General features: G+C 61.3%; 23 protein-coding genes. 11 read left to right on the top strand and 12 right to left on the bottom strand.

Annotation, left to right across the window (positions count from 1 at the left end):
• Window positions 1–71 precede the first annotated feature (71 nt).
• A complete protein-coding gene (gene ftsZ, locus AC2CGQ_RS18470) occupies window positions 72–1226 on the top strand; it encodes a cell division protein FtsZ (RefSeq protein WP_004932757.1) in 1155 nt (384 codons plus the stop codon).
• Window positions 1227–1329: 103 nt separating this feature from the next.
• Window positions 1330–2247 (top strand): UDP-3-O-acyl-N-acetylglucosamine deacetylase, encoded by a 918-nt coding sequence (lpxC, locus tag AC2CGQ_RS18475; RefSeq protein WP_004932754.1) that lies wholly within the window; start codon window positions 1330–1332, stop codon window positions 2245–2247.
• Window positions 2248–2351: 104 nt separating this feature from the next.
• On the opposite strand, the gene AC2CGQ_RS18480 is transcribed toward lpxC, so the two are convergent.
• Window positions 2352–2867, bottom strand: coding sequence for a DUF721 domain-containing protein (locus AC2CGQ_RS18480; protein ID WP_004932751.1), 516 nt, complete (start codon window positions 2865–2867; stop codon window positions 2352–2354).
• Window positions 2868–2893: 26 nt separating this feature from the next.
• On the opposite strand from AC2CGQ_RS18480, the gene secM reads away from it, so the two are divergent.
• From secM to mutT, 3 genes are all read left to right on the top strand, one after another.
• On the top strand, window positions 2894–3424 hold the full coding sequence (gene secM, locus AC2CGQ_RS18485) for a secA translation cis-regulator SecM (protein ID WP_004932747.1): 531 nt from the start codon (window positions 2894–2896) through the stop codon (window positions 3422–3424).
• Between the two features lie 82 nt (window positions 3425–3506).
• The gene (secA, locus tag AC2CGQ_RS18490) at window positions 3507–6215 is read left to right on the top strand and encodes a preprotein translocase subunit SecA (RefSeq protein ID WP_046898126.1); all 2709 of its coding nucleotides are present in this window, start codon (window positions 3507–3509) and stop codon (window positions 6213–6215) included.
• Between the two features lie 80 nt (window positions 6216–6295).
• On the top strand, window positions 6296–6700 hold the full coding sequence (mutT, locus tag AC2CGQ_RS18495; protein WP_015376655.1) for an 8-oxo-dGTP diphosphatase MutT: 405 nt from the start codon (window positions 6296–6298) through the stop codon (window positions 6698–6700).
• A gap of 39 nt (window positions 6701–6739) precedes the next feature.
• On the opposite strand, the gene yacG is transcribed toward mutT, so the two are convergent.
• The 3 genes from yacG to coaE are packed head-to-tail and all read right to left on the bottom strand — an operon-like array spanning window position 6740 to window position 8355.
• Complete coding sequence (gene yacG / locus AC2CGQ_RS18500; protein WP_004932737.1) at window positions 6740–6931, bottom strand: DNA gyrase inhibitor YacG; 192 nt, start codon at window positions 6929–6931, stop codon at window positions 6740–6742.
• A gap of 51 nt (window positions 6932–6982) precedes the next feature.
• Window positions 6983–7735, bottom strand: a complete 753-nt coding sequence (zapD, locus tag AC2CGQ_RS18505; protein WP_004932732.1) for a cell division protein ZapD — start codon at window positions 7733–7735, stop codon at window positions 6983–6985.
• A 5-nt stretch (window positions 7736–7740) separates the two neighbouring features.
• Window positions 7741–8355 carry a dephospho-CoA kinase gene (gene coaE / locus AC2CGQ_RS18510; protein WP_484593815.1) on the bottom strand — a complete coding sequence of 205 codons (615 nt, stop codon included), beginning with the start codon at window positions 8353–8355 and terminating at the stop codon, window positions 7741–7743.
• 362 nt (window positions 8356–8717) lie between these two features.
• Here coaE and AC2CGQ_RS18515 point away from each other — a divergent pair, with 362 nt between their 5' ends.
• On the top strand, window positions 8718–9761 hold the full coding sequence (locus AC2CGQ_RS18515; protein WP_015376656.1) for a GMP reductase: 1044 nt from the start codon (window positions 8718–8720) through the stop codon (window positions 9759–9761).
• 52 nt (window positions 9762–9813) lie between these two features.
• Here the strand turns inward: AC2CGQ_RS18515 and hofC are convergent, their stop codons facing one another.
• The 4 genes from hofC to nadC all read right to left on the bottom strand — a co-directional run bounded on the left by hofC (window position 9814) and on the right by nadC (window position 13974).
• Window positions 9814–11013, bottom strand: a complete 1200-nt coding sequence (gene hofC, locus AC2CGQ_RS18520) for a protein transport protein HofC (RefSeq protein WP_166444845.1) — start codon at window positions 11011–11013, stop codon at window positions 9814–9816.
• Entirely contained in the window at window positions 11010–12452 is a 1443-nt protein-coding gene (gspE, locus tag AC2CGQ_RS18525) for a type II secretion system protein GspE (protein ID WP_103085968.1), read from the bottom strand. The genes hofC and gspE overlap by 4 nt, the downstream gene beginning before the upstream one ends.
• A gap of 5 nt (window positions 12453–12457) precedes the next feature.
• Complete coding sequence (gene ppdD, locus AC2CGQ_RS18530) at window positions 12458–12895, bottom strand: prepilin peptidase-dependent pilin (RefSeq protein WP_033631793.1); 438 nt, start codon at window positions 12893–12895, stop codon at window positions 12458–12460.
• A gap of 188 nt (window positions 12896–13083) precedes the next feature.
• Window positions 13084–13974, bottom strand: coding sequence for a carboxylating nicotinate-nucleotide diphosphorylase (nadC, locus tag AC2CGQ_RS18535; protein WP_004932717.1), 891 nt, complete (start codon window positions 13972–13974; stop codon window positions 13084–13086).
• 84 nt (window positions 13975–14058) lie between these two features.
• On the opposite strand from nadC, the gene ampD reads away from it, so the two are divergent.
• A complete protein-coding gene (gene ampD, locus AC2CGQ_RS18540; RefSeq protein WP_099981621.1) occupies window positions 14059–14655 on the top strand; it encodes a 1,6-anhydro-N-acetylmuramyl-L-alanine amidase AmpD in 597 nt (198 codons plus the stop codon).
• Window positions 14655–15509 (top strand): beta-lactamase regulator AmpE, encoded by an 855-nt coding sequence (gene ampE, locus AC2CGQ_RS18545; RefSeq protein WP_004932714.1) that lies wholly within the window; start codon window positions 14655–14657, stop codon window positions 15507–15509. Before ampD ends, ampE begins: the two co-directional genes overlap by 1 nt.
• A gap of 57 nt (window positions 15510–15566) precedes the next feature.
• Here ampE and hemL read toward each other — a convergent pair whose 3' ends face one another.
• The gene (gene hemL / locus AC2CGQ_RS18550; protein WP_049242056.1) at window positions 15567–16856 is read right to left on the bottom strand and encodes a glutamate-1-semialdehyde 2,1-aminomutase; all 1290 of its coding nucleotides are present in this window, start codon (window positions 16854–16856) and stop codon (window positions 15567–15569) included.
• Between the two features lie 174 nt (window positions 16857–17030).
• Between hemL and clcA the strand changes: the two genes are divergently transcribed.
• On the top strand, window positions 17031–18470 hold the full coding sequence (clcA, locus tag AC2CGQ_RS18555; RefSeq protein ID WP_033631797.1) for a H(+)/Cl(-) exchange transporter ClcA: 1440 nt from the start codon (window positions 17031–17033) through the stop codon (window positions 18468–18470).
• Window positions 18471–18559: 89 nt separating this feature from the next.
• A complete protein-coding gene (gene erpA / locus AC2CGQ_RS18560; RefSeq protein WP_004932708.1) occupies window positions 18560–18904 on the top strand; it encodes an iron-sulfur cluster insertion protein ErpA in 345 nt (114 codons plus the stop codon).
• Between the two features lie 130 nt (window positions 18905–19034).
• Here the strand turns inward: erpA and AC2CGQ_RS18565 are convergent, their stop codons facing one another.
• The 3 genes from AC2CGQ_RS18565 to mtnN are packed head-to-tail and all read right to left on the bottom strand — an operon-like array spanning window position 19035 to window position 21158.
• Window positions 19035–19649: a TRIC cation channel family protein gene (locus AC2CGQ_RS18565; RefSeq protein ID WP_015376663.1), complete on the bottom strand. Its 615-nt coding sequence runs from the start codon at window positions 19647–19649 to the stop codon at window positions 19035–19037.
• The gene (gene btuF, locus AC2CGQ_RS18570; protein WP_088382032.1) at window positions 19649–20434 is read right to left on the bottom strand and encodes a vitamin B12 ABC transporter substrate-binding protein BtuF; all 786 of its coding nucleotides are present in this window, start codon (window positions 20432–20434) and stop codon (window positions 19649–19651) included. Before btuF ends, AC2CGQ_RS18565 begins: the two co-directional genes overlap by 1 nt.
• A gap of 22 nt (window positions 20435–20456) precedes the next feature.
• On the bottom strand, window positions 20457–21158 hold the full coding sequence (gene mtnN, locus AC2CGQ_RS18575) for a 5'-methylthioadenosine/S-adenosylhomocysteine nucleosidase (RefSeq protein ID WP_015376665.1): 702 nt from the start codon (window positions 21156–21158) through the stop codon (window positions 20457–20459).
• Between the two features lie 129 nt (window positions 21159–21287).
• Between mtnN and dgt the strand changes: the two genes are divergently transcribed.
• Window positions 21288–22805: a dGTPase gene (gene dgt / locus AC2CGQ_RS18580; RefSeq protein ID WP_076740945.1), complete on the top strand. Its 1518-nt coding sequence runs from the start codon at window positions 21288–21290 to the stop codon at window positions 22803–22805.
• Window positions 22806–22962 lie beyond the last annotated feature (157 nt).

A 22962-nucleotide genomic window follows, 5' to 3' on the forward strand; every position in this document is an offset into this window, starting at 1 on the left:
TTCAACAAAGAGATCATGCTGAGTAATCTTTTTATGATCTCGCAGCGACAGGCACAAAACGGAGAGAAACTATGTTTGAACCAATGGAACTAACCAATGACGCGGTGATTAAAGTCATCGGCGTCGGCGGCGGCGGTGGCAACGCCGTTGAACACATGGTGCGCGAGCGCATCGAAGGTGTTGAATTCTTCGCTGTGAACACGGACGCCCAGGCGCTCCGCAAAACGGCGGTTGGCCAAACCATCCAGATTGGTAGTGGTATTACCAAAGGTCTGGGTGCGGGCGCGAACCCTGAGGTGGGTCGCAATTCAGCGGAAGAAGACCGCGAAGCCCTGCGCGCAGCGCTGGACGGCGCAGACATGGTCTTCATCGCAGCCGGCATGGGCGGCGGTACCGGTACCGGTGCGGCGCCAGTGGTGGCTGAAGTGGCTAAAGATTTGGGTATTCTGACCGTGGCCGTGGTGACCAAGCCTTTCAACTTCGAAGGCAAGAAGCGCATGGCATTCGCGGAGCAGGGTATCGCTGAACTGTCCAAACACGTGGACTCGCTGATCACCATCCCGAACGACAAGCTGTTGAAAGTTCTGGGGCGCGGCATCTCTCTGCTGGACGCGTTCGGCGCGGCCAACGACGTGCTGAAAGGCGCGGTGCAGGGTATCGCCGAGCTGATCACCCGTCCGGGCCTGATGAACGTCGACTTCGCCGACGTGCGCACCGTGATGTCCGAAATGGGCTACGCGATGATGGGTTCCGGCGTGGCTTGCGGTGAAGACCGCGCCGAAGAAGCGGCCGAAATGGCGATCTCCAGCCCGCTGCTGGAAGACATCGACCTGTCCGGCGCGCGCGGCGTGCTGGTCAACATTACCGCTGGCTTCGATCTGCGTCTGGATGAGTTCGAAACTGTGGGTAACACCATCCGTGCGTTCGCTTCCGACAACGCTACCGTGGTTATCGGTACCTCGCTGGATCCGGAAATGAACGACGAACTGCGCGTTACCGTGGTTGCAACCGGTATCGGTATGGACAAGCGTCCTGAAATCACTCTGGTGACCAATAAGCAGGCCAGCCAGCCAGTGATGGATCACCGTTATCAGCAGCACGGCATGTCGCCTCTGCCGCAGGAAGTGAAACCTGCCGCCAAGGTGGTCAACGACCAAGCTGCGCAGCCGAATAAAGAGCCCGACTATCTTGATATTCCAGCCTTCCTGCGTAAACAGGCAGACTAAGAATATCCTGAGAATTTGGAATCTCCGCTCTTTGTGCTAAACTGTCCCGCCGGCCATGCTGTATGCTTGGCTGGTAGGATGGATAACATTGCGAGATAAAACGATGATCAAACAAAGGACATTAAAACGTATTGTTCAGGCGACTGGCGTCGGTTTGCATACCGGCAAGAAAGTCACGCTGACAATGCGCCCAGCGCCGGCTAATACCGGGGTCATCTATCGTCGCACTGACTTGAATCCACCGGTTGATTTTCCGGCTGATGCAAAATCCGTGCGTGATACCATGCTCTGTACTTGCCTGGTGAATGAGCATGACGTGCGTATTTCGACCGTTGAGCACCTCAACGCCGCGCTGGCTGGGCTGGGCATCGACAATATCGTCATCGAAGTCGACGCCGCTGAAATCCCAATCATGGACGGCAGCGCCAGTCCGTTCGTGTTCTTGCTGCTGGATGCCGGCATCGAAGAACTGAACTCGGCGAAGAAATTCCTGCGTCTGAAAGAGACTGTGCGTGTTGAAGATGGCGACAAATGGGCCGAGCTGTCCCCGCATAACGGGTTCCGCCTGGACTTCACCATCGACTTCAACCACCCGGCTATCGACGCCAGCTCTCAGCGCTACCGTCTTGATTTCTCGGCTGAGTCGTTCGTGCGTCAAATCAGCCGCGCGCGCACCTTCGGGTTCATGCGCGATATCGAATATCTGCAGTCCCGCGGCTTGGCCCTGGGCGGCAGCTTCGATTGCGCCATCGTGGTAGATGACTACCGCGTGCTGAACGAAGACGGTCTGCGTTTCGAAGACGAGTTCGTACGTCACAAAATGCTGGACGCCATCGGCGACCTGTTCATGTGCGGCCACAACATCATTGGCGCGTTCACCGCGTTCAAGTCTGGGCACGCGCTGAACAACAAACTGCTGCAGGCCGTACTGGCCAAGCAGGAAGCGTGGGAATACGTGACCTTCCAGGACGAAGCCGAAATGCCGTTGGCATTCAAGGCACCGTCTACCGTATTGGCGTAAGGTCTGAATTCCTCGCCTGCTGCGAATAACGGCAGGCGCATCCTCTGAGAGCCTGAGAATTCAGGCTCGTGATGCCGTCTGATGTTTTGCAGTTGTGTCGCTGATTACTTATCACGACTGGTTGTGTTGGTACCCTCTCCGGCCAATGCAGCCAGCCGTTCCAATATCTTGCGCAGTTTCTCCGGGCTACGGCTCGCCAATCCTCTCAGCTCTTCCGCACTTTCCAGACTCAAATGCCGCATCGGCACGGGTTTTTCCGGCGCTTTCTCGGCGTTTTGCACCTGGTTGCTGCCTTTCGCCATCAAGGCCGGATTAATCCTGATGTCGATCGACGACAATGATGGTAGAATTTGCGCTCGTAGTGCAGACAGCAAAGCGGGTTGTTCGTAGCGCAAGCGCATCATCCAACTGGCATTTGCCGTTTCGAGCACTAAAATACCCTGTCGGAAATTCGCGACGCGGCACCAGGGATGCAGGGGAGCGGGCAACAGGCCCTTCACTGCACGGTTAAGCTTGAGCAGCGCCACCGCGCGTTGCTGGACGTTATGCAGCGGCCCTTTGCTGCCGGCAGACGCGTCGTCGAACAGGACATCTAATAATTGTGGACGGCTATCGCGCATAATGGGCTCCGGCGGATTATAAACTCGTGATCGGTATTCTAAATCGTTGGCGACAATTTGGCAGACGTTATTTCTGGCCCCATCTCCTGTTAGGGATGGTTGCGGCCACGCTTGGCGCGTCTTCCAATTTGTCCGGCGCTCCCGATCAGGCCGCACTGCCGAATACGTCGTCCAGCCTTAACCGGCAAAATTCGGCCAACGGCACCTTCAACAGCCTGGCCCTGCTGCAGGACGCGCACCGCCGCCCTACCTTCAGCGTAGATTATTGGCAGCAGCATGCACTGCGCACCGTCATTCGTCATCTCTCTTTCGCGTTGGCGCCGCAGGCGGTTTATGCGCGGGTACAGGAGAGCGAAGCCGAAGCGGAACCGCCTTTGCAGGTAGCGCAACTGGCGCTGCTGTCTACCCTCAATGCGCTGCTGACGCATGAGCCGAAGCCGCCGACCATCATTCGCCACACCCACCTTGAGGTGCTGCCAACGCTGGCGCGGCACCAGACCGGCCTGTGGGTGGCTCAGGTGCAAGGCATTCGCGCCGGGCCCGTCGTTCTCGTCTGACTCCGCCCTTAGGGCATAAAAACCATAAATAATAGCAAGTTGACTGCCGCATTCGGCCGTCATGACAGAGATATCAAACATCATGTTAGTGAAATTATTAACCAAAGTTTTTGGCAGCCGTAACGATCGTACCCTGCGCCGCATGCGCAAAGTGGTTGAGCAGATCAACCGCATGGAACCGGACATGGAAAAACTGTCCGATGACGAGCTGAAAGCGAAAACCAACGAGTTCCGCGCACGCCTGGAAAAAGGCGAGTCGCTGGAAAGCCTGATCCCGGAAGCCTTCGCCGTGGTGCGTGAGGCGAGCAAGCGCGTGTTCGGCATGCGTCACTTCGACGTGCAGCTGCTGGGCGGCATGGTGCTGAACGACCGCTGCATCGCCGAGATGCGCACCGGTGAAGGTAAAACCCTGACCGCGACGCTGCCGGCCTACCTGAACGCCCTGAGCGGCCGCGGCGTGCACGTGGTGACCGTCAACGACTATCTGGCGCAGCGTGACGCCGAAAACAACCGCCCGCTGTTCGAGTTCCTCGGCCTGAGCATCGGCATCAACCTGCCGGGCATGCCGGCGCCGGCCAAGCGTGAAGCTTACGCTGCCGACATCACCTACGGCACCAACAACGAATACGGCTTCGACTACCTGCGCGACAACATGGCGTTCAGCCCGGAAGAGCGCGTGCAGCGCAAACTGCACTATGCGCTGGTGGATGAGGTGGACTCCATCCTGATCGATGAAGCGCGTACGCCGCTGATCATCTCCGGCCCGGCCGAAGACAGCTCCGAGATGTACATCAAGGTCAACAAGCTGATCCCTAAACTGATCCGCCAGGAAAAAGAAGACTCCGACACCTTCAAGGGTGAAGGGCACTTCTCGGTGGATGAGAAGGCGCGCCAGGTTCACCTGACCGAACGCGGCCTGATCCTGATCGAAGAGATGCTGGTAGAGGCTGGCATCATGGATGAAGGCGAATCGCTGTACTCGCCGACCAATATCATGCTGATGCACCACGTTACCGCCGCGCTGCGCGCCCACGTGCTGTTCACCCGCGACGTTGACTACATCGTGAAAGACGGCGAAGTGATCATCGTCGATGAGCACACCGGCCGCACCATGCAGGGCCGCCGTTGGTCCGATGGCCTGCACCAGGCGGTGGAAGCCAAAGAAGGCGTGGAGATCCAGAACGAGAACCAGACGCTGGCTTCGATCACCTTCCAGAACTACTTCCGTCTGTACGAGAAGCTGGCCGGGATGACCGGTACCGCCGATACCGAAGCCTTCGAATTCAGCTCGATCTACAAGCTGGACACCATCGTGGTGCCAACCAACCGTCCGATGATCCGTAAGGACATGCCGGATCTGGTGTACATGACCGAGAAAGAGAAGATCGGCGCCATCATCGAGGACATCCGCGAGCGTACCGCCAAAGGCCAGCCGGTGTTGGTGGGTACCATCTCAATCGAGAAATCCGAAGTGGTGTCCCGTGAGCTGACCAAAGCGGGCATCGACCACAAGGTGCTGAACGCCAAATTCCACGCCATGGAAGCGGACATCGTCGCCCAGGCCGGCCAGAGCGGTGCGGTAACCATCGCCACCAACATGGCGGGCCGTGGTACCGATATCGTGTTGGGCGGCAGCTGGCAGGCTGAAGTGGCGCTGCTGGAAGAACCGACCGAAGAGCAGATCGAAGCCATCAAAGCCGCCTGGAAAGAGCGCCACGACGCGGTGCTGGCGGCGGGCGGCCTGCATATCATCGGCACCGAGCGCCATGAATCGCGCCGTATCGATAACCAGCTGCGCGGCCGTTCCGGTCGTCAGGGCGACGCCGGTTCATCCCGCTTCTACCTGTCGATGGAAGATGCCCTGATGCGTATCTTCGCCTCGGATCGCGTGTCCGGCATGATGCGTAAACTGGGCATGAAAGAAGGCGAAGCGATTGAGCACCCGTGGGTGACCAAGGCGATCGCCAATGCCCAGCGTAAGGTAGAGAGCCGCAACTTCGACATCCGTAAGCAGCTGCTGGAGTACGATGACGTCGCCAACGATCAGCGCCGCGCCATCTACAGCCAACGCAACGAATTGCTGGACGTGTCCGACGTGAGCGAAACCATCGCCAGCATCCGCGAGGACGTGTTCAAGAGCACCATCGACAACTACATCACGCCGCAGTCGCTGGAAGAAGAGTGGGACATTCAGGGGCTGGAAGAGCGCCTGAAGAACGACTTCGATCTGGAGATGCCGATCGCCCAGTGGCTGGACAAAGAGCCGGAGCTGCACGAAGAGACGCTGCGCGAACGCATTCTGGAGAACGCCAAAGAGCAGTATCAGCGTAAGGAAGAAGTGGTCGGCAGCGAGATGATGCGCAACTTCGAGAAGGGCGTGATGCTGCAGACGTTGGATTCTCTGTGGAAAGAGCATCTGGCGGCGATGGACTACCTGCGCCAGGGTATCCACCTGCGCGGTTACGCGCAGAAGGATCCGAAGCAGGAGTACAAGCGTGAATCCTTCAACATGTTCGCCACCATGCTGGAATCGCTGAAATATGAAGTGATCAGCGTGCTGAGCAAGGTACAGGTGCGGATGCCGGAAGAGGTGGAAGCGCTGGAACAGCAGCGCCGTGAAGAGGCCGAGCGTCTGGCGCAGCAGCAACAGCTGAGCCACCACGACGAGAACGCGCTGGTGACTGAAGATCCGAACGCGCCGGCGACCGCCGAGCGTAAAGTGGGGCGCAACGATCCTTGCCCATGCGGTTCCGGCAAGAAATACAAGCAGTGCCACGGCCGCCTGCAGTAATGCCGGCCGCGGTTAACCGATAACACCCAGGGGTTCAGCTTGCTGAGCCCCTGTTTTTTGGCACCCATCAGGAGGGTGAGATGAAACATCTGAATATCGCCGTGGGCATTATCCGCAATGCTCAACAGGAGATCTTTATTACCCGCCGCGCCGCCGATGCGCACATGGCCGGCTTTTGGGAGTTTCCCGGCGGTAAGATCGAACAGGGTGAAACGCCGGAACAGGCGTTGAGCCGCGAGCTGCGGGAAGAGACCGGTATCGAAACCGAACGCGCCGAACTGCTGGAGGTGGTGGAGCACCGCTTCAGCGATCGCATCGTGACGCTGAATTTTTATCTGGTAGAAGCCTGGGCGGGTGAGCCGTTCGGCCGCGAGGGGCAACCGATGCGCTGGGTAAAACAGGTGGACCTGCGTGAAGACGAGTTCCCGGAAGCCAACGTCGGCATTATTCAGCTGCTGGTGGCACAGGCGAACGCCGCGCAATAACCAGTTTGGCCTGGCGTCCGCCAGGCCAACAGCGGGCGATCAGCGATCGTCCATTTCGCTCCAGTCTTCGCTTTCCGACAGATCGCTGTTGCTCGGAATGCGCTTCTCTTCATCGGCCCACTCGCCGAGATCGATCAGCTGGCAGCGTTTGCTGCAAAACGGCCGGAATGGGCTGACTTCACCCCAAACCACGCCGGTGCCACAGGTTGGGCATTTTACTACGGTCGTCATAACGGTTCCTTACGCCTTCTTGCGGTGCTGAGAAGGCTTTCTTTCATAAGTTCAACAACAGGCCAGTTCGAACGTCAGGCGTTCAGGCACCGCGCCATGTTCGCTGTCCAGCGGCAGGAAACGAATAGCATAACGCGTCTTATGGCCGGAAATCTGCGGATAAAGCTGCGGCGCCAGATGGAGGCGCAGGCGCAGCAGATCCGCCCCTTCGGCGTTGTCCTGGAAAAAACCGTTCAGGCTGATTTGATTGCGGAACGGCCCGGATTGGCGGATCAGATCCAACACCATGATCAGCGCCTGGTTCAGCGGATCCAGCGACTGCAGCCAGGCGGCGACGTCGGCATCGCGATCTTGCTGCGGCGCGTGCATCCACATGTGCAGGGTCGGCAGATCGAAGCTGCAGCAACCGCCAGGAATGTTCAGCCGCTGACGCACCAGGCCGATCAGCCGATCTTCGCGCAGCGCCTGGCCGAGGCGCGGCGCCGCCATCAGCGCCGATGAGCGCGACTTCAGCTGGCCGCGCAGCTGGTCGATCAGCGCCATATCCACGCCCGGCACATCGGCCCAGGCCAACAGTTTCTGCTGCTGGCGCTCCAGCTCTTTGAGCAGTTCGGTGCGCACTTCGCCGCGCTCCAGCACGTCCAGCAAGTCGGAGACGGTGCGAAAGAAGGTGAGGGCGATGGCGGTTTCACTCAGGGCGCGTTGGCCGTGCAGCTGTTGCAGCAGGAATTCGATGCGCAGCCAGGTGCGCATCTTCTCGTTCAGCGGGTGTTCAAAGAGAACGGTTGGGGAAACATCACTCATGCAGTTTAATCCTGTTGGGGCGCTGTTGCCGCCAGTTCAAGGTAGCGACGATGCAGAGCGGCGACCTGTGGCTCTATCCCCTGAGCGGCGCCGCTGTTGTCAATAATGTCATCCGCCACGGCGAGGCGCTGCTGGCGCGTGGCCTGGGCGGCGAGAATGCTCTGCGCTTGCTCACGGCTTACGCCGTCGCGCGCGATGGTGCGAGCCAGCTGGGTTTCGGCGTCGACGTCGATCACCAGCACCCGATCGGCGCGATCCTGCAGGCGGTTTTCCACCAGCAGCGGCACCACCCACAGCGCGTACGGGCTGGTGGCTTGCGCCAGTTGGCGCTGGGTTTCACGGTGTATCAGCGGGTGCAGCAGCTGGTTCAGCCAGGTTTTGTCATCGGGATGGCTGAAGATGCGCTGACGCAGCGCAGCGCGGTTCAACGCACCGTCCGGCAGCAACATTTCATTACCAAATCGTTCGGCGATCGCGGCCAAGGCAGGGGTGCCCGGCTCGACGACCTGACGGGCGATCATGTCAGCATCGACAAGGGTTGCGCCGTGGCGCGCAAAGGCGTTCGCGACGGTCGTCTTGCCGCTGCCTATGCCCCCGGTCAACGCAACAATGTAGGCCATGGTGTTAGGTGCATCCGATGTTCATAAAAAAATAATAGTCGAATCATAAAGCGATCGCGCAGAAGTGCAAGTCGGCAGGCGGCGCTTGCGCATCGGCACCGATTGGGTGGTGAGAAAAAACGCAGCGGCACGGCAAAAATGAGCGGGCAGTCACACTGCGATTATGCAGGTAAATTTGTCGGATTGTAGCGTAAATAAAGGCGAATTCGCAGTCTTGTTCGGCGATTATTAGCGCGTATTATAACGTCACTGGAACTGGCATTAATCTCGCCGCCGTCTTTTTGCGCCACTGGAAAGCCGTCGGGTAGAGGTGCGAATATCCTCCTTGCGATCCGTCGCCATTAACCAGGAAATCATAAGTCATGCGTATTGAAGAAGATTTGAAGTTGGGCTTTAAAGACGTGTTGATCCGCCCTAAGCGCTCCACGCTGAAAAGCCGCTCCGAGGTTGAACTGGAACGTCAGTTTACCTTCAAGCATTCAGGTTGCAGCTGGTCCGGCGTGCCGATTATCGCCGCCAACATGGACACGGTGGGCACCTTCCGCATGGCCGAGGCCCTGGCTTCTTTCGACGTTCTCACCGCCGTACACAAACATTACAGCGTCGAGCAATGGGCTGACTTCGTGCAGCGCATGCCGGAATCGGTGCTGCGCCATGTGATGGTCTCCACCGGCACCTCCGAAGCCGACTTCGCCAAAATGCAGCAGATCCTGGCCCTGTCTCCGGCGCTGAAATTCATCTGTATCGACGTGGCCAACGGCTACTCCGAACACTTCGTCGCCTTCCTGCAGAAAGCGCGCGAAGCCTGCCCGAATCACGTCATCTGCGCAGGTAACGTGGTAACCGGCGAAATGGTGGAAGAGTTGATCCTCTCCGGCGCCGACATCGTTAAAGTCGGCATCGGCCCGGGGTCGGTATGCACCACCCGCGTGAAGACCGGTGTGGGCTACCCGCAGTTGTCGGCGGTGATCGAATGCGCCGATGCGGCCCACGGGCTGGGCGGCCAAATCGTCAGCGACGGCGGCTGCTCGGTGCCGGGCGATGTCGCCAAAGCCTTCGGCGGCGGCGCGGACTTCGTGATGCTGGGCGGCATGCTGGCCGGCCACGACGAGTGCGAAGGCACCGTGGTGGAAGAGAACGGCGAGAAATTTATGCTGTTCTACGGCATGAGCTCCGAGTCAGCGATGAAGCGCCACGTCGGCGGCGTAGCAGAGTATCGCGCGGCCGAAGGCAAAACCGTCAAGCTGCCGCTGCGCGGCGAGGTAGAGTTTACCGTGCGCGATATCCTCGGCGGCCTGCGTTCCGCCTGCACCTACGTCGGCGCCGAGCGTCTGAAAGAGCTGACCAAGCGCACCACCTTTATCCGCGTGGCGGAGCAGGAAAACCGCGTCTTCGGCAGCAAATAAGCCGCAGCTTGCATTCGGGCGCCGCGCACCACGGCGCCCGCTATCCTCTTCTTTATCCCAGCACGCTGCCCAGTTGAAAGATAGGCAGATACATGGCGATAACCAAAGCGCCGACAATCCCGCCCACCACCAGCATCAACAGCGGCTCCAGCGTTTGCGCCAGCGTATCGGCCAGCTCGTGCGTCTGCCGTTCATACCACTGCGCCAACTTATCCAGCAAGGCGTCCAGCGAACCGGACTCCTCGCCCACCCGCACCAGCTGCCGGCACAGCGGCGGAAACAGCGGTTGCAGGCCCAGGGCATGATGAAACGCTTCGCCTTCGGCGATCTGCCGTTGCACCTGCTCCAGCGCCTGCCGGTACAACGGATGATCCGCCGCCAGCGCCGCCGCGTTCAAGCCTTCCACCAGCGTCAGCCCCGCGCGTTGGGTCATGGTCAGGATACGAAATGTTTGGCTCAGCGCGCCGCCGCTCACCAGCCGGGCAATTAGCGGCAGGCGCAGCAAGGCGGCCTGTTCGCGTTGGCGCCACGGAGGGCGCGGATGCAGCCAGCGGCAGTAGCCGAACAGCAACGCGCCGAGCAGCAGCGCCAAATAGGGGCCAACGGCGATCAGCAGCGCGGACAACCCCAATAATCCTTGGGTAAACCAGGGCAGCTGCGCATCGAACGACTGATAAACCTTGGCAAATTCCGGCAGCACCATCACCAGCATCAGCACGCTGACCAGCAGCGCCACCGCGCAGATGAAGAGGGGATAACGCAGCGCTTTGGTCACCTTGCGGCGCAGCAGCAGCTGGGCCTCCTGCTGTTGCGCCAGCTGCAGGCAGCAGCGATCGAGGTTGCCGGTCAGTTCGCCGATGGCGATCAGTTGGCGATAGATCAGTGGAAAAACGCTTGGTTGTGCGGCAAGGCTTTCGGAGAGCGGCTGCCCTTCGCACACCTGGTCGGCCAGCTGGCGCAGCAGGCAACGCCAGGCTGCCGAAGGATGCTCTGCCGCCAGAAGCTGCAGCGTATTGACCAGCGGCAGCCCGGCCTGCAACAGGGTAGCGAGCTGGCGGGTGAAGTGGATTAACGGTTCTCCGCGCCATTGGCCGGGCGTGACGCGTTTGCCGTGCCCGATCCGCCAAGGTTGCAGGCCTTGTTCGATCAGCAGCCGGCTCACCTGCCGTTTTTCATCGCTCATCAGTTCGCCGCGGCGTAAGGTGCCCTGAGCGTCGAAAGCCTGCCACAGAAACAACCGGCGCGCTTTCATGGCGTGGTTACGCCGGGCTGGACGACGTCGATCACGCGGTACAGTTCTTCCAGCGAGGTCGTGCCTTCGGCGGCCAGCGACAGACCCGCCTGCAGCAGCGAAAGCTGCCCCTGCTCGTGGGCGATATCCGCCAGCAGACTGGGAGCGGCGTTCGCCAGCAATGCCGCCTGAATTTCCGGCGTAATGGCCAACAGTTCATACACGCCGATGCGCCCATAATAGCCGCCGAAGCAGTGCTCGCAGCCGTCGGCGCGCCAGGCGGTCAGCGGTTCCGGCCAGAGCGCGGTGGGAAAATGCGCCGGCTGGCTTTGCGGGTAGCGGCAGTGGCGACACAGCCTGCGCACCAGCCGCTGGGCGACGACCAGCTTCAGGCAGCCGGCGAGCAGGTAGCCGGGGATACCCATGTGCATCAGCCGCGTCAGGGTTTCAGCAGTGGAGTTGGTATGCAGCGTCGACAGCACCAGGTGGCCGGTTTGTGCGGCCTTGACCGCGATCTCGGCGGTTTCCGCATCGCGGATCTCGCCGATCATGATGACGTCCGGATCCTGGCGCAGCAGGGCACGCAGCACTCGGGTGAAGTTCAGCTCGGTTTTGGCGTTGATCTGGGTCTGATTGACGCCGAACAGCGGGATCTCGACCGGATCCTCGACGCTGCACAGGTTGCTTTGCGCATCATTCAACTGGCGCAGCCCGCTGTACAGCGTTACCGTCTTGCCGCTGCCGGTCGGGCCGGTCACCAGGATCAAACCTTGCGGGCAGGCCAACGCTGCCGCGTAGCGCGCCAGATCCGTCCGGCTCATGCCCAGTTGATCCAGCGGCAGCTCTTGCTGCTCGCCCTGCTGAACGCGCAGCACCACCTTTTCGCCGTGCAACGTCGGCAGGGTGGCGATGCGCATGGCATAGCGCGCGCTGTCCAGCGTCAGGCTGAGCTGCCCGTCCTGAGGTTGACGGCGCTCGGTGATATCCAGTTGGCCGAGGATCTTCAGCCGGGCGATGAGGCGCGCAGCCAGCTGCGGCGGCGGTGAGGCAAGGGTTTGCAGCACGCCGTCGATGCGCAGGCGAATGCGAAAATGCTGCCGAAAGGGCTCAAAGTGAATGTCCGAGGCGCGGCGCTGAATGGCCAGGCGCAGCGTCTGGTTGATGAACTGTACCACCGGCGCATCGCCGTCGTCGGGGTAGGCGATGTCGGTCGTGTCCTCTTCGGCCGTCAACGGCGCCGGGAGCGGCTCGTGGTGCTGGTTCAGTGCCATCTCCAGCCTGGCCGCCGGCCATTGTTCCAAATGGATGCGCTTGCCGGTGGCGAAACGTAGCGCCGCCAGCAGCCCCTGCGGCGCTTCTTCGCTGAGCGCGACCGTCAGGGTGGTCGGGTCTTCGCTCAGCGCCAGCGCCTGATAGCGCCGGCACAGGGCGTGAACCTCTTCGCTGATTTGCGCGTTCATCGCCATTACTCCGCCGCGTTGTCGAAGCGGAAGACTTCCTGGCACACCTCAACCAGCGTCGCGTTTTCGCTGCTGCACAGCCGGCTCCAGCGGGTCAGCCCATCGGCGTTAGACTTGGGGGTTAATGCCACCGCCAGGCCCTGCAGCGTTTGGCTGCCGGTCAGCGTGATCACGCCTTTGACGACTTTCACCCCGCTGACATAGCGCGATGTGCCGCCGGTGGGAATGCCTTTGCTGCCGGCCTCGCAGCCGGCGGGCGCGCCTTCGTCCAGCACGCACAGCTCGACCGCCATTTTATACGGCGCCATGGTTTGCAGCATGTCGGTCATCGCTGCTTTCTGGATGTAGCGCTGGTAGGCGGGAATGCCGATGGCGCTGAGGATGGCGATGATGGCGATCACCACCATCAGTTCTATCAGGGTAAAGCCGCGTTGTGTTTCCATGCGTTGTTTCCTCCATTGGGGTGTGGAAGACAACGGTAGCGGCTTGCTCGGGGGCACGGCGAGGGGCGGTTACGCGTTTCTCGGCGTACTTCCATCAGTAATGATGTGGTTTGCAGCGGTGAAAAAAACGGTGCGAGGGGCTTCGCAAACTGCGGTAACGCCCCCGGCAGCGGCCGGGGGCGAGGGGATCATTTGAAGCGCATCGACAGATCGAGCGCGGTCACATGCTTGGTCAGCGCGCCGACCGAAATGTAATCCACGCCGGTCTCGGCGAAGGTGCGCAGCGTCTCGCGGGTGACGTTGCCGGACACTTCCAGCTGGGCGCGGCCCTGGGTTTGTGCGACCGCCTGACGCATCATCTCTACGCTGAAGTTGTCCAGCATGATGATGTCGGCGCCGGCATCCAGCGCCTGCTGCAGTTCATCGAGCGACTCGACTTCCACTTCCACCGGCACGTCGGCGTGCAGCCAGAAGGCTTTTTCCACCGCGTTCTTGATAGAACCGGAGGCGATGATGTGGTTTTCCTTGATCAGGAAGGCATCGGACAGCCCCAGCCGGTGGTTGCTGCCGCCCCCGCACAGCACGGCGTATTTCAGCGCGGTGCGCAGGCCGGGTAAGGTCTTGCGGGTATCGAGCAGGCGAGTCCGGGTGCCTTCCAGCAGGGCCACGTAGCGGCTGACTTCGGTCGCCACACCGGAGAGCGTCTGCACGAAGTTCAGCGCGGTGCGCTCGCCGGTCAGCATCACCCGCGCCGGGCCGCGCAGCCGGCAGAGCGGTTGGTTCGGCGTCAGACGGTCGCCGTCCGCCACCAGCCACTCCACCTGCACCTGATTGCCCAACTGAATAAAGACTTCGTTCAGCCAGCGACGGCCACAGAACACGCCGGCTTCGCGGGTGATGACGGTGGCTTCGGCCTGTTTGTCTGCCGGTAACAATTGCGCGGTAATATCGCGCCCGGCGTCGACTTCGCCCCCCAGGTCTTCGCGCAGCGCCTGGGCGACGGCATAGGGAATATCACTTTCAATTCGTTCAAGAAGCTCGGTGCGGCGACTGTCGGCACTGTAGCGGCGTGTCGGCATGGAAAACTCCGAAATGGACGGTTAGATCGTAGGGGAACATGCTACTCTGTTGCAGGAATAAGTACCACCGCAGAGAGGTGTCTGATGCAGTTGGAAAATGGCTGGATTGTTGGGGTGACGCGAGTGCTCTCGCCGCACTGCGATCGGCGCCCGGATGACGAGCCGCCCTCGCTGCTGGTCATCCACAACATCAGCTTGCCGCCCGGCGAGTTCGGTGGCCCCTATATCGACCAGCTGTTCACCGGCACGCTCGACCCTGCGCAGCACCCTTATTTCGCCGAGATCCATCAGCTGCGGGTGTCGGCGCATTGCCTGATTCGCCGCGGCGGAGATATGGTGCAGTATGTGCCTTTCGACCAGCGTGCCTGGCACGCGGGCGTTTCCCTGTATCAGGGGCGCGATCGGTGCAACGATTTCTCCATCGGCATCGAGCTGGAAGGAACTGACCAGTTACCCTACACCGAAGCGCAATATCGCACGCTGCAGGCGGTCACCGTGCTGCTGGCCGAACATTATCCACCGCTGGCGGCCAATATTGCCGGGCATTGCGATATCGCCCCCGGCCGCAAGACCGATCCCGGGCCGGCGTTCGATTGGGATCGCTATCTGGCATCTCTGGAACAACGCGGCGCGCCCGCCGACGCTATGCTTGAGACAAGAAAAAGGGAGAGGAATCGCTAATGACGCTGTTTACGCTGTTGCTGGTTTTGGCCTGGGAGCGCCTGTTCAAGCTGGGAGAACACTGGCAGCTGGATCATCGCCTCGAAGTGGTATTTCAGCGGCTGCATCGGGTTTCGCTGGCACAGACGCTGGCGATGACCGCCGCCTGGATGGTGATCGTCTGGGGCGTTCTGTGGTTGTCGCACGGGCTGTTCTTCGGCGTGGTGACGCTGCTGCTGTGGATCGTCATCGATCTGCTGTGCGTCGGCGCCGGCATCAAGCGCAAACACTACCGCGCCTACCTGAAAGCGGCGCGGCAGGGGGATATCCACGCCAGCGATCAGATGGCGGAAGAGCTGGCGTTGATCCACGGCTTGCCGGTGGACTGCAGCGAAGAGCTGCGCCTGCGCGAGCTGCAAAACGCGCTGCTGTGGATTAACTTCCGTTATTACCTGGCGCCGCTGTTCTGGTTTGTGGTCTTTGGGCCGTACGGTCCGATCGCGCTGGCGGGGTATGCCTTTCTGCGCGCCTATCAAACCTGGCTGGCGCGCCACAATACGCCGCTGGAGCGTTCGCAATCGGGCATCGATCACCTGCTGAACTGGCTGGACTGGATCCCGGTGCGTTTGGCTGGAGTGGCCTACGCGCTGTTTGGCCACGGTGAACGCGCGTTGCCGGCCTGGTTCGCCTCGCTCGGGGATCGGCATTCGTCGTCGTATCAGGTGCTGACGCGGTTGGCCCAGTTCTCGCTGGCGCGCGATCCGCATATGGATCCGGTGCAAACGCCGCGGGCGGCGGTGACGCTGGCGCGCAAGGTGACGATGATCATCGTGGTGGTGGTGGCGCTGTTGACCATTTACGGCACGCTGCTTTAAGCCGCAGAGAAAAAAACGGGCGCCGAGGCGCCCGTTTTTTTGGCCATTCGGCCGGGATTACAGCTTGGCGAAGCAGCGACGCGCGGCGTCGATGGTGCGCTGAATGTCTTCCTTGCTGTGCGCCACGGACATGAAGCCCGCTTCGAAGGCGGACGGCGCCAGATACACCCCTTCTTCCAGCATCAGGTGGAAGAAGCGCTTGAAGCGTTCCACGTCGCACTGCATCACGTCCTGGTAGCAGGTGACCGCCGGCGCGTCGGTGAAGAACAGGCCGAACATGCCGCCGACGTTGTTGACCACCAGCGGAATATTCTCCTCCTGCGCCGCGTGCAGCAGGCCAGCGGCCAGCATCTCGGTCAGTTCGGTCAGCGTCTGGTGCACGCCGACCTGTGAGACTTCGGTCAAACAAGCGTAGCCCGCCGCCATGGCGATCGGGTTGCCGGACAGGGTGCCGGCCTGGTAGACCGGGCCGGTCGGCGCCAGCGCCTCCATCACCTCGCGACGGCCGCCGAAGGCGCCCACCGGCATGCCGCCGCCGATGATTTTGCCGAGGCAGGTCAGATCAGGCTCGACGCCGTAATAGGATTGCGCGCCGGCCAGCGCGACGCGGAAGCCGGTCATCACTTCGTCGATGATCAAGAGCGCGCCGTACTTGTCGCACAGGGCGCGCAGGCCCGGCAGGAATTCCGGCAGCGGCGGCACGCAGTTCATGTTGCCGGCGACCGGCTCGACGATGATACAGGCGATTTCGGACGGGTACTGTTCGAAGGCGGCGCGCACCGAATCCAGATCGTTATAGGTGCAGGTCAGAGTGTGCTTGGCGAAGTCGGCCGGCACGCCCGGTGAGTTCGGCTGGCCGAGGGTCAGCGCGCCGGAGCCGGCTTTCACCAGCAGGCAGTCGGCGTGGCCGTGATAGCAGCCTTCGAACTTGATGATTTTATCGCGGTTGGTGTAGCCGCGCGCCAGGCGGATGGCGCTCATGGTGGCTTCGGTGCCTGAGTTCACCATGCGCACCATATCCATCGTCGGCACCAGCTCGGTGACCAGCTGCGCCATTTTGACTTCCATCTCGGTCGGCGCGCCGAAGCTCAGGCCGCGCTGCGCCGCTTCGATTACCGCGTCGCGGATCGCCGGGTGGTTATGCCCCAGCACCATCGGCCCCCAGGAACCGACATAGTCGATATAGGCCTTGCCGTCGGCATCGAACAGGTAAGCCCCGTCTGCCCGCTCGATAAACAGCGGCACACCGCCTACGCCGGTGAATGCACGCACCGGAGAGTTTACCCCGCCGGGGATCAACTGTTGCGCCTGGGCGTACAGACTTTCGGACTTGCTGTGTAGGCTCATAAATCGGCTCCTGGATTCTCTTTTGAATGATTTGACCGCGCTATTCTAGAGGAGAGCGCCGCGTTATGAAACGATCACAGTCAGATACCATTAACGGCAGCGCCCGCCGCCAGGTTGGGGTAGAATTATCGCCCTGCCTATTTGTATTACAAATTACCTGACGAATCACTCGCGATGACAGAATCACAATCACAGCCCGTCGGGACGTTGAGCCCGCGTCTTAGCCGCAGCGATGCGGTGCGTCAGTTTATTCGCCGCGATAAAACCCCGGTGGCGATCCTGGTGATGGCCGCGCTGGTGGGGGCGCTGGCCGGTTTGCTCGGCGTGGCCTTCGATAAAGCGGTGGAGTGGGTGCAGCAGCAGCGGCTGGCTTCGCTGGCGCAGGTCGCCGACTCCTGGCTCCTGGTGTGGCCCCTGGCGTTTATCCTGTCCGCCGCGCTGGCAGCGCTGGGCTATTACCTGGTGCGGCGCTTTGCGCCTGAGGCGGGCGGCTCGGGCATTCCGGAAATCGAAGGCGCGCTGGAAGAGCTGCGGCCGGTACGCTGGTGGCGCGTGATCCCGGTGAAATTCATCGGCGGCATGGGCACGCTGGGGGCGGGCATGGTGCTGGGGCGTGAAGGGCCCACGGTGCAGATGGGCGGCAACGTCGGGCGCATGGTATTGGACGTGCTGCGCATTCGCGGCGCCGAGGCGCGTCATACGCTGCTGGCGACCGGGGCCGCCGCCGGCTTGTCCGCCGCGTTCAACGCGCCGCTGGCCGGCATCTTGTTCATCATCGAAGAGATGCGGCCGCAGTTCCGCTACAACCTGATCTCGATTAAAGCGGTGTTTATCGGCGTTATCATGTCGAGCGTGGTGTTCCAGCTGTTTAACGGCCAGGGGGCGGTGATCGCGGTCGACAAACTTTCTTCGGCGCCCATCAATACCCTGTGGCTCTATCTGGTGTTGGGGGCAATCTTCGGCGCGGTGGGCGTGGGTTTCAACGCGCTGATCTTCCGCACTCAGGACATGTTCGCGCGCCTGCACGGCGGCAGAATGCGCAATGTCTTGCTGATGGGCGGGCTGCTCGGCGGCGTGTGCGGCATTCTGGGGCTGATCCAGCCGGAGGCAGCGGGCGGCGGCTTTGGGCTGATCCCGATCGCCGCGGCGGGCAACTACAGCGTCGGCATGTTGATGTTTATCTTTATCACCCGCATCTTCACCACGCTGCTGTGCTTCGGTTCCGGCGCGCCGGGCGGCATCTTCGCGCCGATGCTGGCGTTGGGCACGCTGTTCGGCACCGCCTTCGGGCTGGCGGGGGCGCATCTGTTCCCGCAGTACGGCATCGAGGCGGGCACCTTCGCCATCGCCGGCATGGGGGCGCTGTTCGCCGCCACGGTGCGCGCCCCGCTGACCGGCATCGTGCTGGTGCTGGAAATGACCGACAACTACCAACTTATTTTACCGATGATCATCACCTGCCTCGGCGCCACGGTGGTGGCGCAGCTGCTCGGCGGCAAGCCGCTGTATTCGTCGATCCTGGCCCGCACGCTGCAAAAGCAGGAGGCGCAGCTGGCGCGGGAGGCGGCGCAGAAAACAAGTAAGGAAAATACAACAAATGCGGTGAATACTTGAACGCAACACTCAGGTATCGGATAATCGTTAATATTAATCAGGCAGCCATAGTCGCGATCTGATGCTGAACAATGTTGGGAGTAAAGAGTATGAGTGATCAAACGGCACTGCCCCTGCAATTTACCGAGGCAGCAGCAAACAAGGTTAAGTTCCTGATTGCTGACGAAGAAAACCCGAACCTGAAGTTGCGGGTTTATATTACCGGCGGCGGCTGCAGCGGATTCCAGTACGGCTTCACTTTTGACGACAAAGTCAACGATGGCGATATGACCATCGAGAAGCAGGGCGTGGCGCTGGTGGTCGATCCGATGAGCCTGCAGTACCTGGTCGGCGGTTCGGTGGACTACACCGAAGGGCTGGAAGGATCGCGCTTTGTGGTGACCAACCCGAATGCCAAAACCACCTGCGGTTGCGGTTCGTCGTTCAGCATCTGAGTTTGCCTGCCAGAATATCAACCCGCTCGCCTTACGGCCGGCGGGTTTTTTTATGCCTACCCTTCCACGAGGATCACTGCCGTGCCGTTCTCCTGCGCCGGCCAGCCGGCCGTGAGTGATGTGCGGCGGCTCAGCGTTCGAGAATAAAGGCGGGCAGCTTGAGATGCCAACGAATGGCCGCCAGCCGAATGGCCAGGGTAATGAGCATGCCCAGCATCATGGCCTGTTGCAGCGGCATATTGAAGGTGTAAAACGCCGTGGCGTGCACGATGCCGCCGATGATGCAGGCGGTGGCGTAAATTTCGGTGCGCAGGATCATCGGGATCTCGCGCGCCAGCACGTCGCGGATAATGCCGCCGCCGACGCCGGTGATTACCCCCATGCAGATCGCCACCAGCGGGCCGGTGCCGGCCGCGAAGGCCTTGTTGACGCCGATGCCGACGAACACCGCCAGCCCGACGGCGTCGAGCACCGGAAGCACCCACTTCGGCAGGCGGCGCGGCTGGCGCACCAGCAGCAGCGTCAAGACGCAGGTGATCATTGCCACCACCAGATCGGTGGGATCCTTGACCCAGAACACCGGGCCGTTGGCCAGCGCCATGTCGCGGATGGTGCCGCCGCCGACCGCGGTGACCACGCCCAATACCAGCACGCCAAACGGATCCATGCGCAGCTTGCCGGCCAGCAGCACGCCGGAGACGGCGAACACCGCCGTGCCGAGAATATCCAGCCAGAACACCAGCATCAGCGGATCTCCGCCAGCTGGCGGCACAGCTGCTGCGCCGCCAACAGTAGGCGCGGCCCGCCGCGATTGAACCAGTCTTCGTTCAGCGCGATCACCGGCACCTGCAGCTGCGGCGCCCAGAAGGCTTTCACATTGGCGGCCTCTTTCGCGCCGCCGGTGATGACGATGGCCTGCGGCTGACGCGCCAGTACCTGCTCGCGGCTGATCTGCGGCCAAGGGGTACGGCTGTCGGCGAAGACGTTCTGCCCGCCGCACAGCGCCAGCACCTGGCTTTGCAGCGTGGCGCCGGAGCTGGTGAACAGCGGCTGGGTGCCGAACTGCAGCAACACGCGGCGTGGCACGTTAGTGGCGTACTGTTGCTTGAGAGCGGCGAACTGGCGGCGAAGGCCTTCTGCGGCCTGATGCGCCTGGTCCGGGTGCGGGCTGTAGCGCGCCAGCTTGTCCAGCAAGCCGACGATCCCTTCGAGATTGTCGGCGTCCGCATAGAAGATCGGGATGCCGAACGCGGCGAGCTGATCCAACGCGCGTTGCGGATTGCCGCCGCGCCAGGCGAGGATCAGATCCGGCTTGAGCGCCAGCACCCGCTCCAGATTGATGCCCTGCCAGGAGGCCACCTGCTCCAGCCTGGCGGCCTGCGGCGGGTAATCGGAATAGGCGCTCGCCGCCACCAGCACATCGCCCATGCCGGCGGCATAGGCGAGTTCGGTGGCGTTGGGCGCCAGGCTGATCACCCGCTGCGCGGCACCGGCCGGCAGAGCCAGCCAGAGCGCCAACAGGCAGAACATCGAGGTGAAGCGCAGTCTCACATCAACCGCGCTTGGCCAGGGTTTGCAGCATGGCGTTGACCATCAGCGTGGACTGCTTGGCCGCTACCACCAGGAACTCGTCAAAGCTCATGTGCGATTCGCTGTCGGCGACGTCGGAAATGGCGCGCACCACCACGAACGGCGTGCCGAACAGATGGCAGACGTGGGCGATCGCCGCGGCTTCCATTTCCACGGCGGCGACGCTCGGGAAGGTGGCGCGGATGCGCGCCAGCGGTTCGGCGCCGTTGATGAAGGCGTCACCGCTGCAGATCAGGCCGCGCACCGCGTGCAGATCCAGCTGTTTGATGCAGCTTTCCGCCAGCGCGATCAGCGCGTCGTCGGCGACGAACGCCGCCGGGCAGCCGGCCATCTGGCCCGGCTCGTAGCCGAAGGCGGTGACGTCGGCGTCGTGGTAGCGCACTTCTTCCGACACCACGATATCGCCCACGCGCAGCGTGCTGGCCAGGCCGCCGGCGGAGCCGGTATTGATCACCACGTCCGGGCTGCAGTGCTCCAGCAACAGGGTGGTGCCCATGGCCGCAGAGACTTTGCCGATGCCGGATTTCAGCAGGGCCACGTCAACGCCGCCGATCTGGCCGGTGTAGATTTCGCAGCCCGCGCGCTGGATGGTTTGACGGTTTTCGATTTGATCGCGCAGCAGGGTGACTTCCTGCTCCATTGCGCCGATGATGCCTACTTTCATAAATAACACTCGCTGATTGGCCGTGAGAATTGCGGCATAGTCTATCATGGCTGTGTAAGAGAGATAATGCGTTGCATCCGCCGCCGGGAATTGTTATCACGGGGGCAGGGCGCAACGGCGGAGAAACAGATGTCCGGGATCGACTTCAAGCAAAAAATCAGCTTCCAACGGCCTTTCAGCAAACCGATCGAGGCCGAGGAAGAGTACGACATCGTGCGGCAGTTCGAGAGCGATCGCGGGCGCATCGTCAACTCGGCCGCCATTCGCCGTTTGCAGCAAAAAACCCAGGTGTTTCCTCTGGAGCGCAACGCGGCGGTGCGCAGCCGCCTGACGCACTCGATGGAGGTGCAGCAGGTCGGGCGCCATATCGCCAAAGAGATCCTCAACCGCTTCAAACAGGCGGGTAAGATCGATGAATTCGGCCTGACCCGGCTGCTCGATCCGTTTGAGAGCATCGTGGAAATGGCCTGTCTGATGCACGATATCGGCAATCCGCCGTTCGGTCACTTCGGCGAGTCGGCGATCAATGACTGGTTTGCCCAGCGGCTCGATCCCACCAGCTGCGGCAGCGAGCCGGGCAGTCACGATCGCTGCCAGGTCGCGGCGCTGCGCCTGCATGAAGGGGAGAGCGATCTGAACCGGCTGCGCAGCCGGATCCGTCAGGATCTCAGCCACTTCGAGGGCAACGCCCAGGCGATCCGCATGGTGTATAGCCTGCTGAAACTCAATCTGACCTACGCGCAGGTCGGCTGCATTTTGAAATACACCCGCCCGGCTTATTGGGCGGGCGACATCCCCGCCAGCCACAGTTATCTGATGAAAAAGCCCGGCTACTATCTGGCGGAAGAGGCCTTCGTCGATCGGCTGCGGCGTGAGCTGCATATGGGCGAGTTCGATCGTTTCCCGCTGACCTACATTATGGAGGCCGCCGACGATATCTCGTACTGTGTGGCCGATCTGGAAGACGCGGTGGAGAAGAGCATTTTCACCGTCGAGCAACTGTATCAGCACCTGATTCAGGAGTGGGGCGAGGTGGCGCCGGGCGATCTGTTCGACAAGACCGTCGCCAGCGCGTTTCGCAAGATCGATCGCGGTGGCGCGCGGCGCAGCGCGGAAGATCAGTTCTTCATGTATCTGCGGGTGTTTACCGTGGCGCGGCTGGTGCCGCACGCGGCGCAGCGCTTTATCGACAATCTGGACGCGGTTTATCAGGGCAGCTTCAATCAGGCGCTGCTGGAGGATTCCAGCCCGGCCTACCGGCTGCTGAAAATATTTAAAAATGTGGCGTTCAAGCATGTGTTCAACCACCCGGAGGTCGAACAGCTCGAGCTGCAAGGCTACCGGGTGATCAGCGGCCTGCTGGACATTTACAGCCCGCTGTTGGCGATGTCGCTGGCGGACTTCAGCCTGCTGGTGCGTGAGGACAGCCACCGCGCTTACCCGATCGAAACGCGCCTGTTCCACAAGCTGTCCACCAAGCATCGGCTGGCGTATGCGGAGGCGGTAGAAGGGCTGCAGCATTTATCGCCGGAGCAGCAAGCCATTCGGGAATATTATTTCCGCGCGCGTTTATTGCAGGACTATATCAGCGGAATGACCGACCTTTATGCCTATGATGAATATCGTCGATTAATGGCGGCGGAATAATTAAGCTGAGGAATAATTATCAGCAATTCCAACCGGTTGGCTGTCTTGATTTTTGTAAAGACGGACAATATTTGTTTACTATTGCCAATCATCTGTGCCGGAACTTCAGGCTATTAATTAACTCTGAATAAGCACGCAAGACGGCCATTCTTTTTTG

Source organism: Serratia sp. DFXYC6, assembly GCF_057196085.1.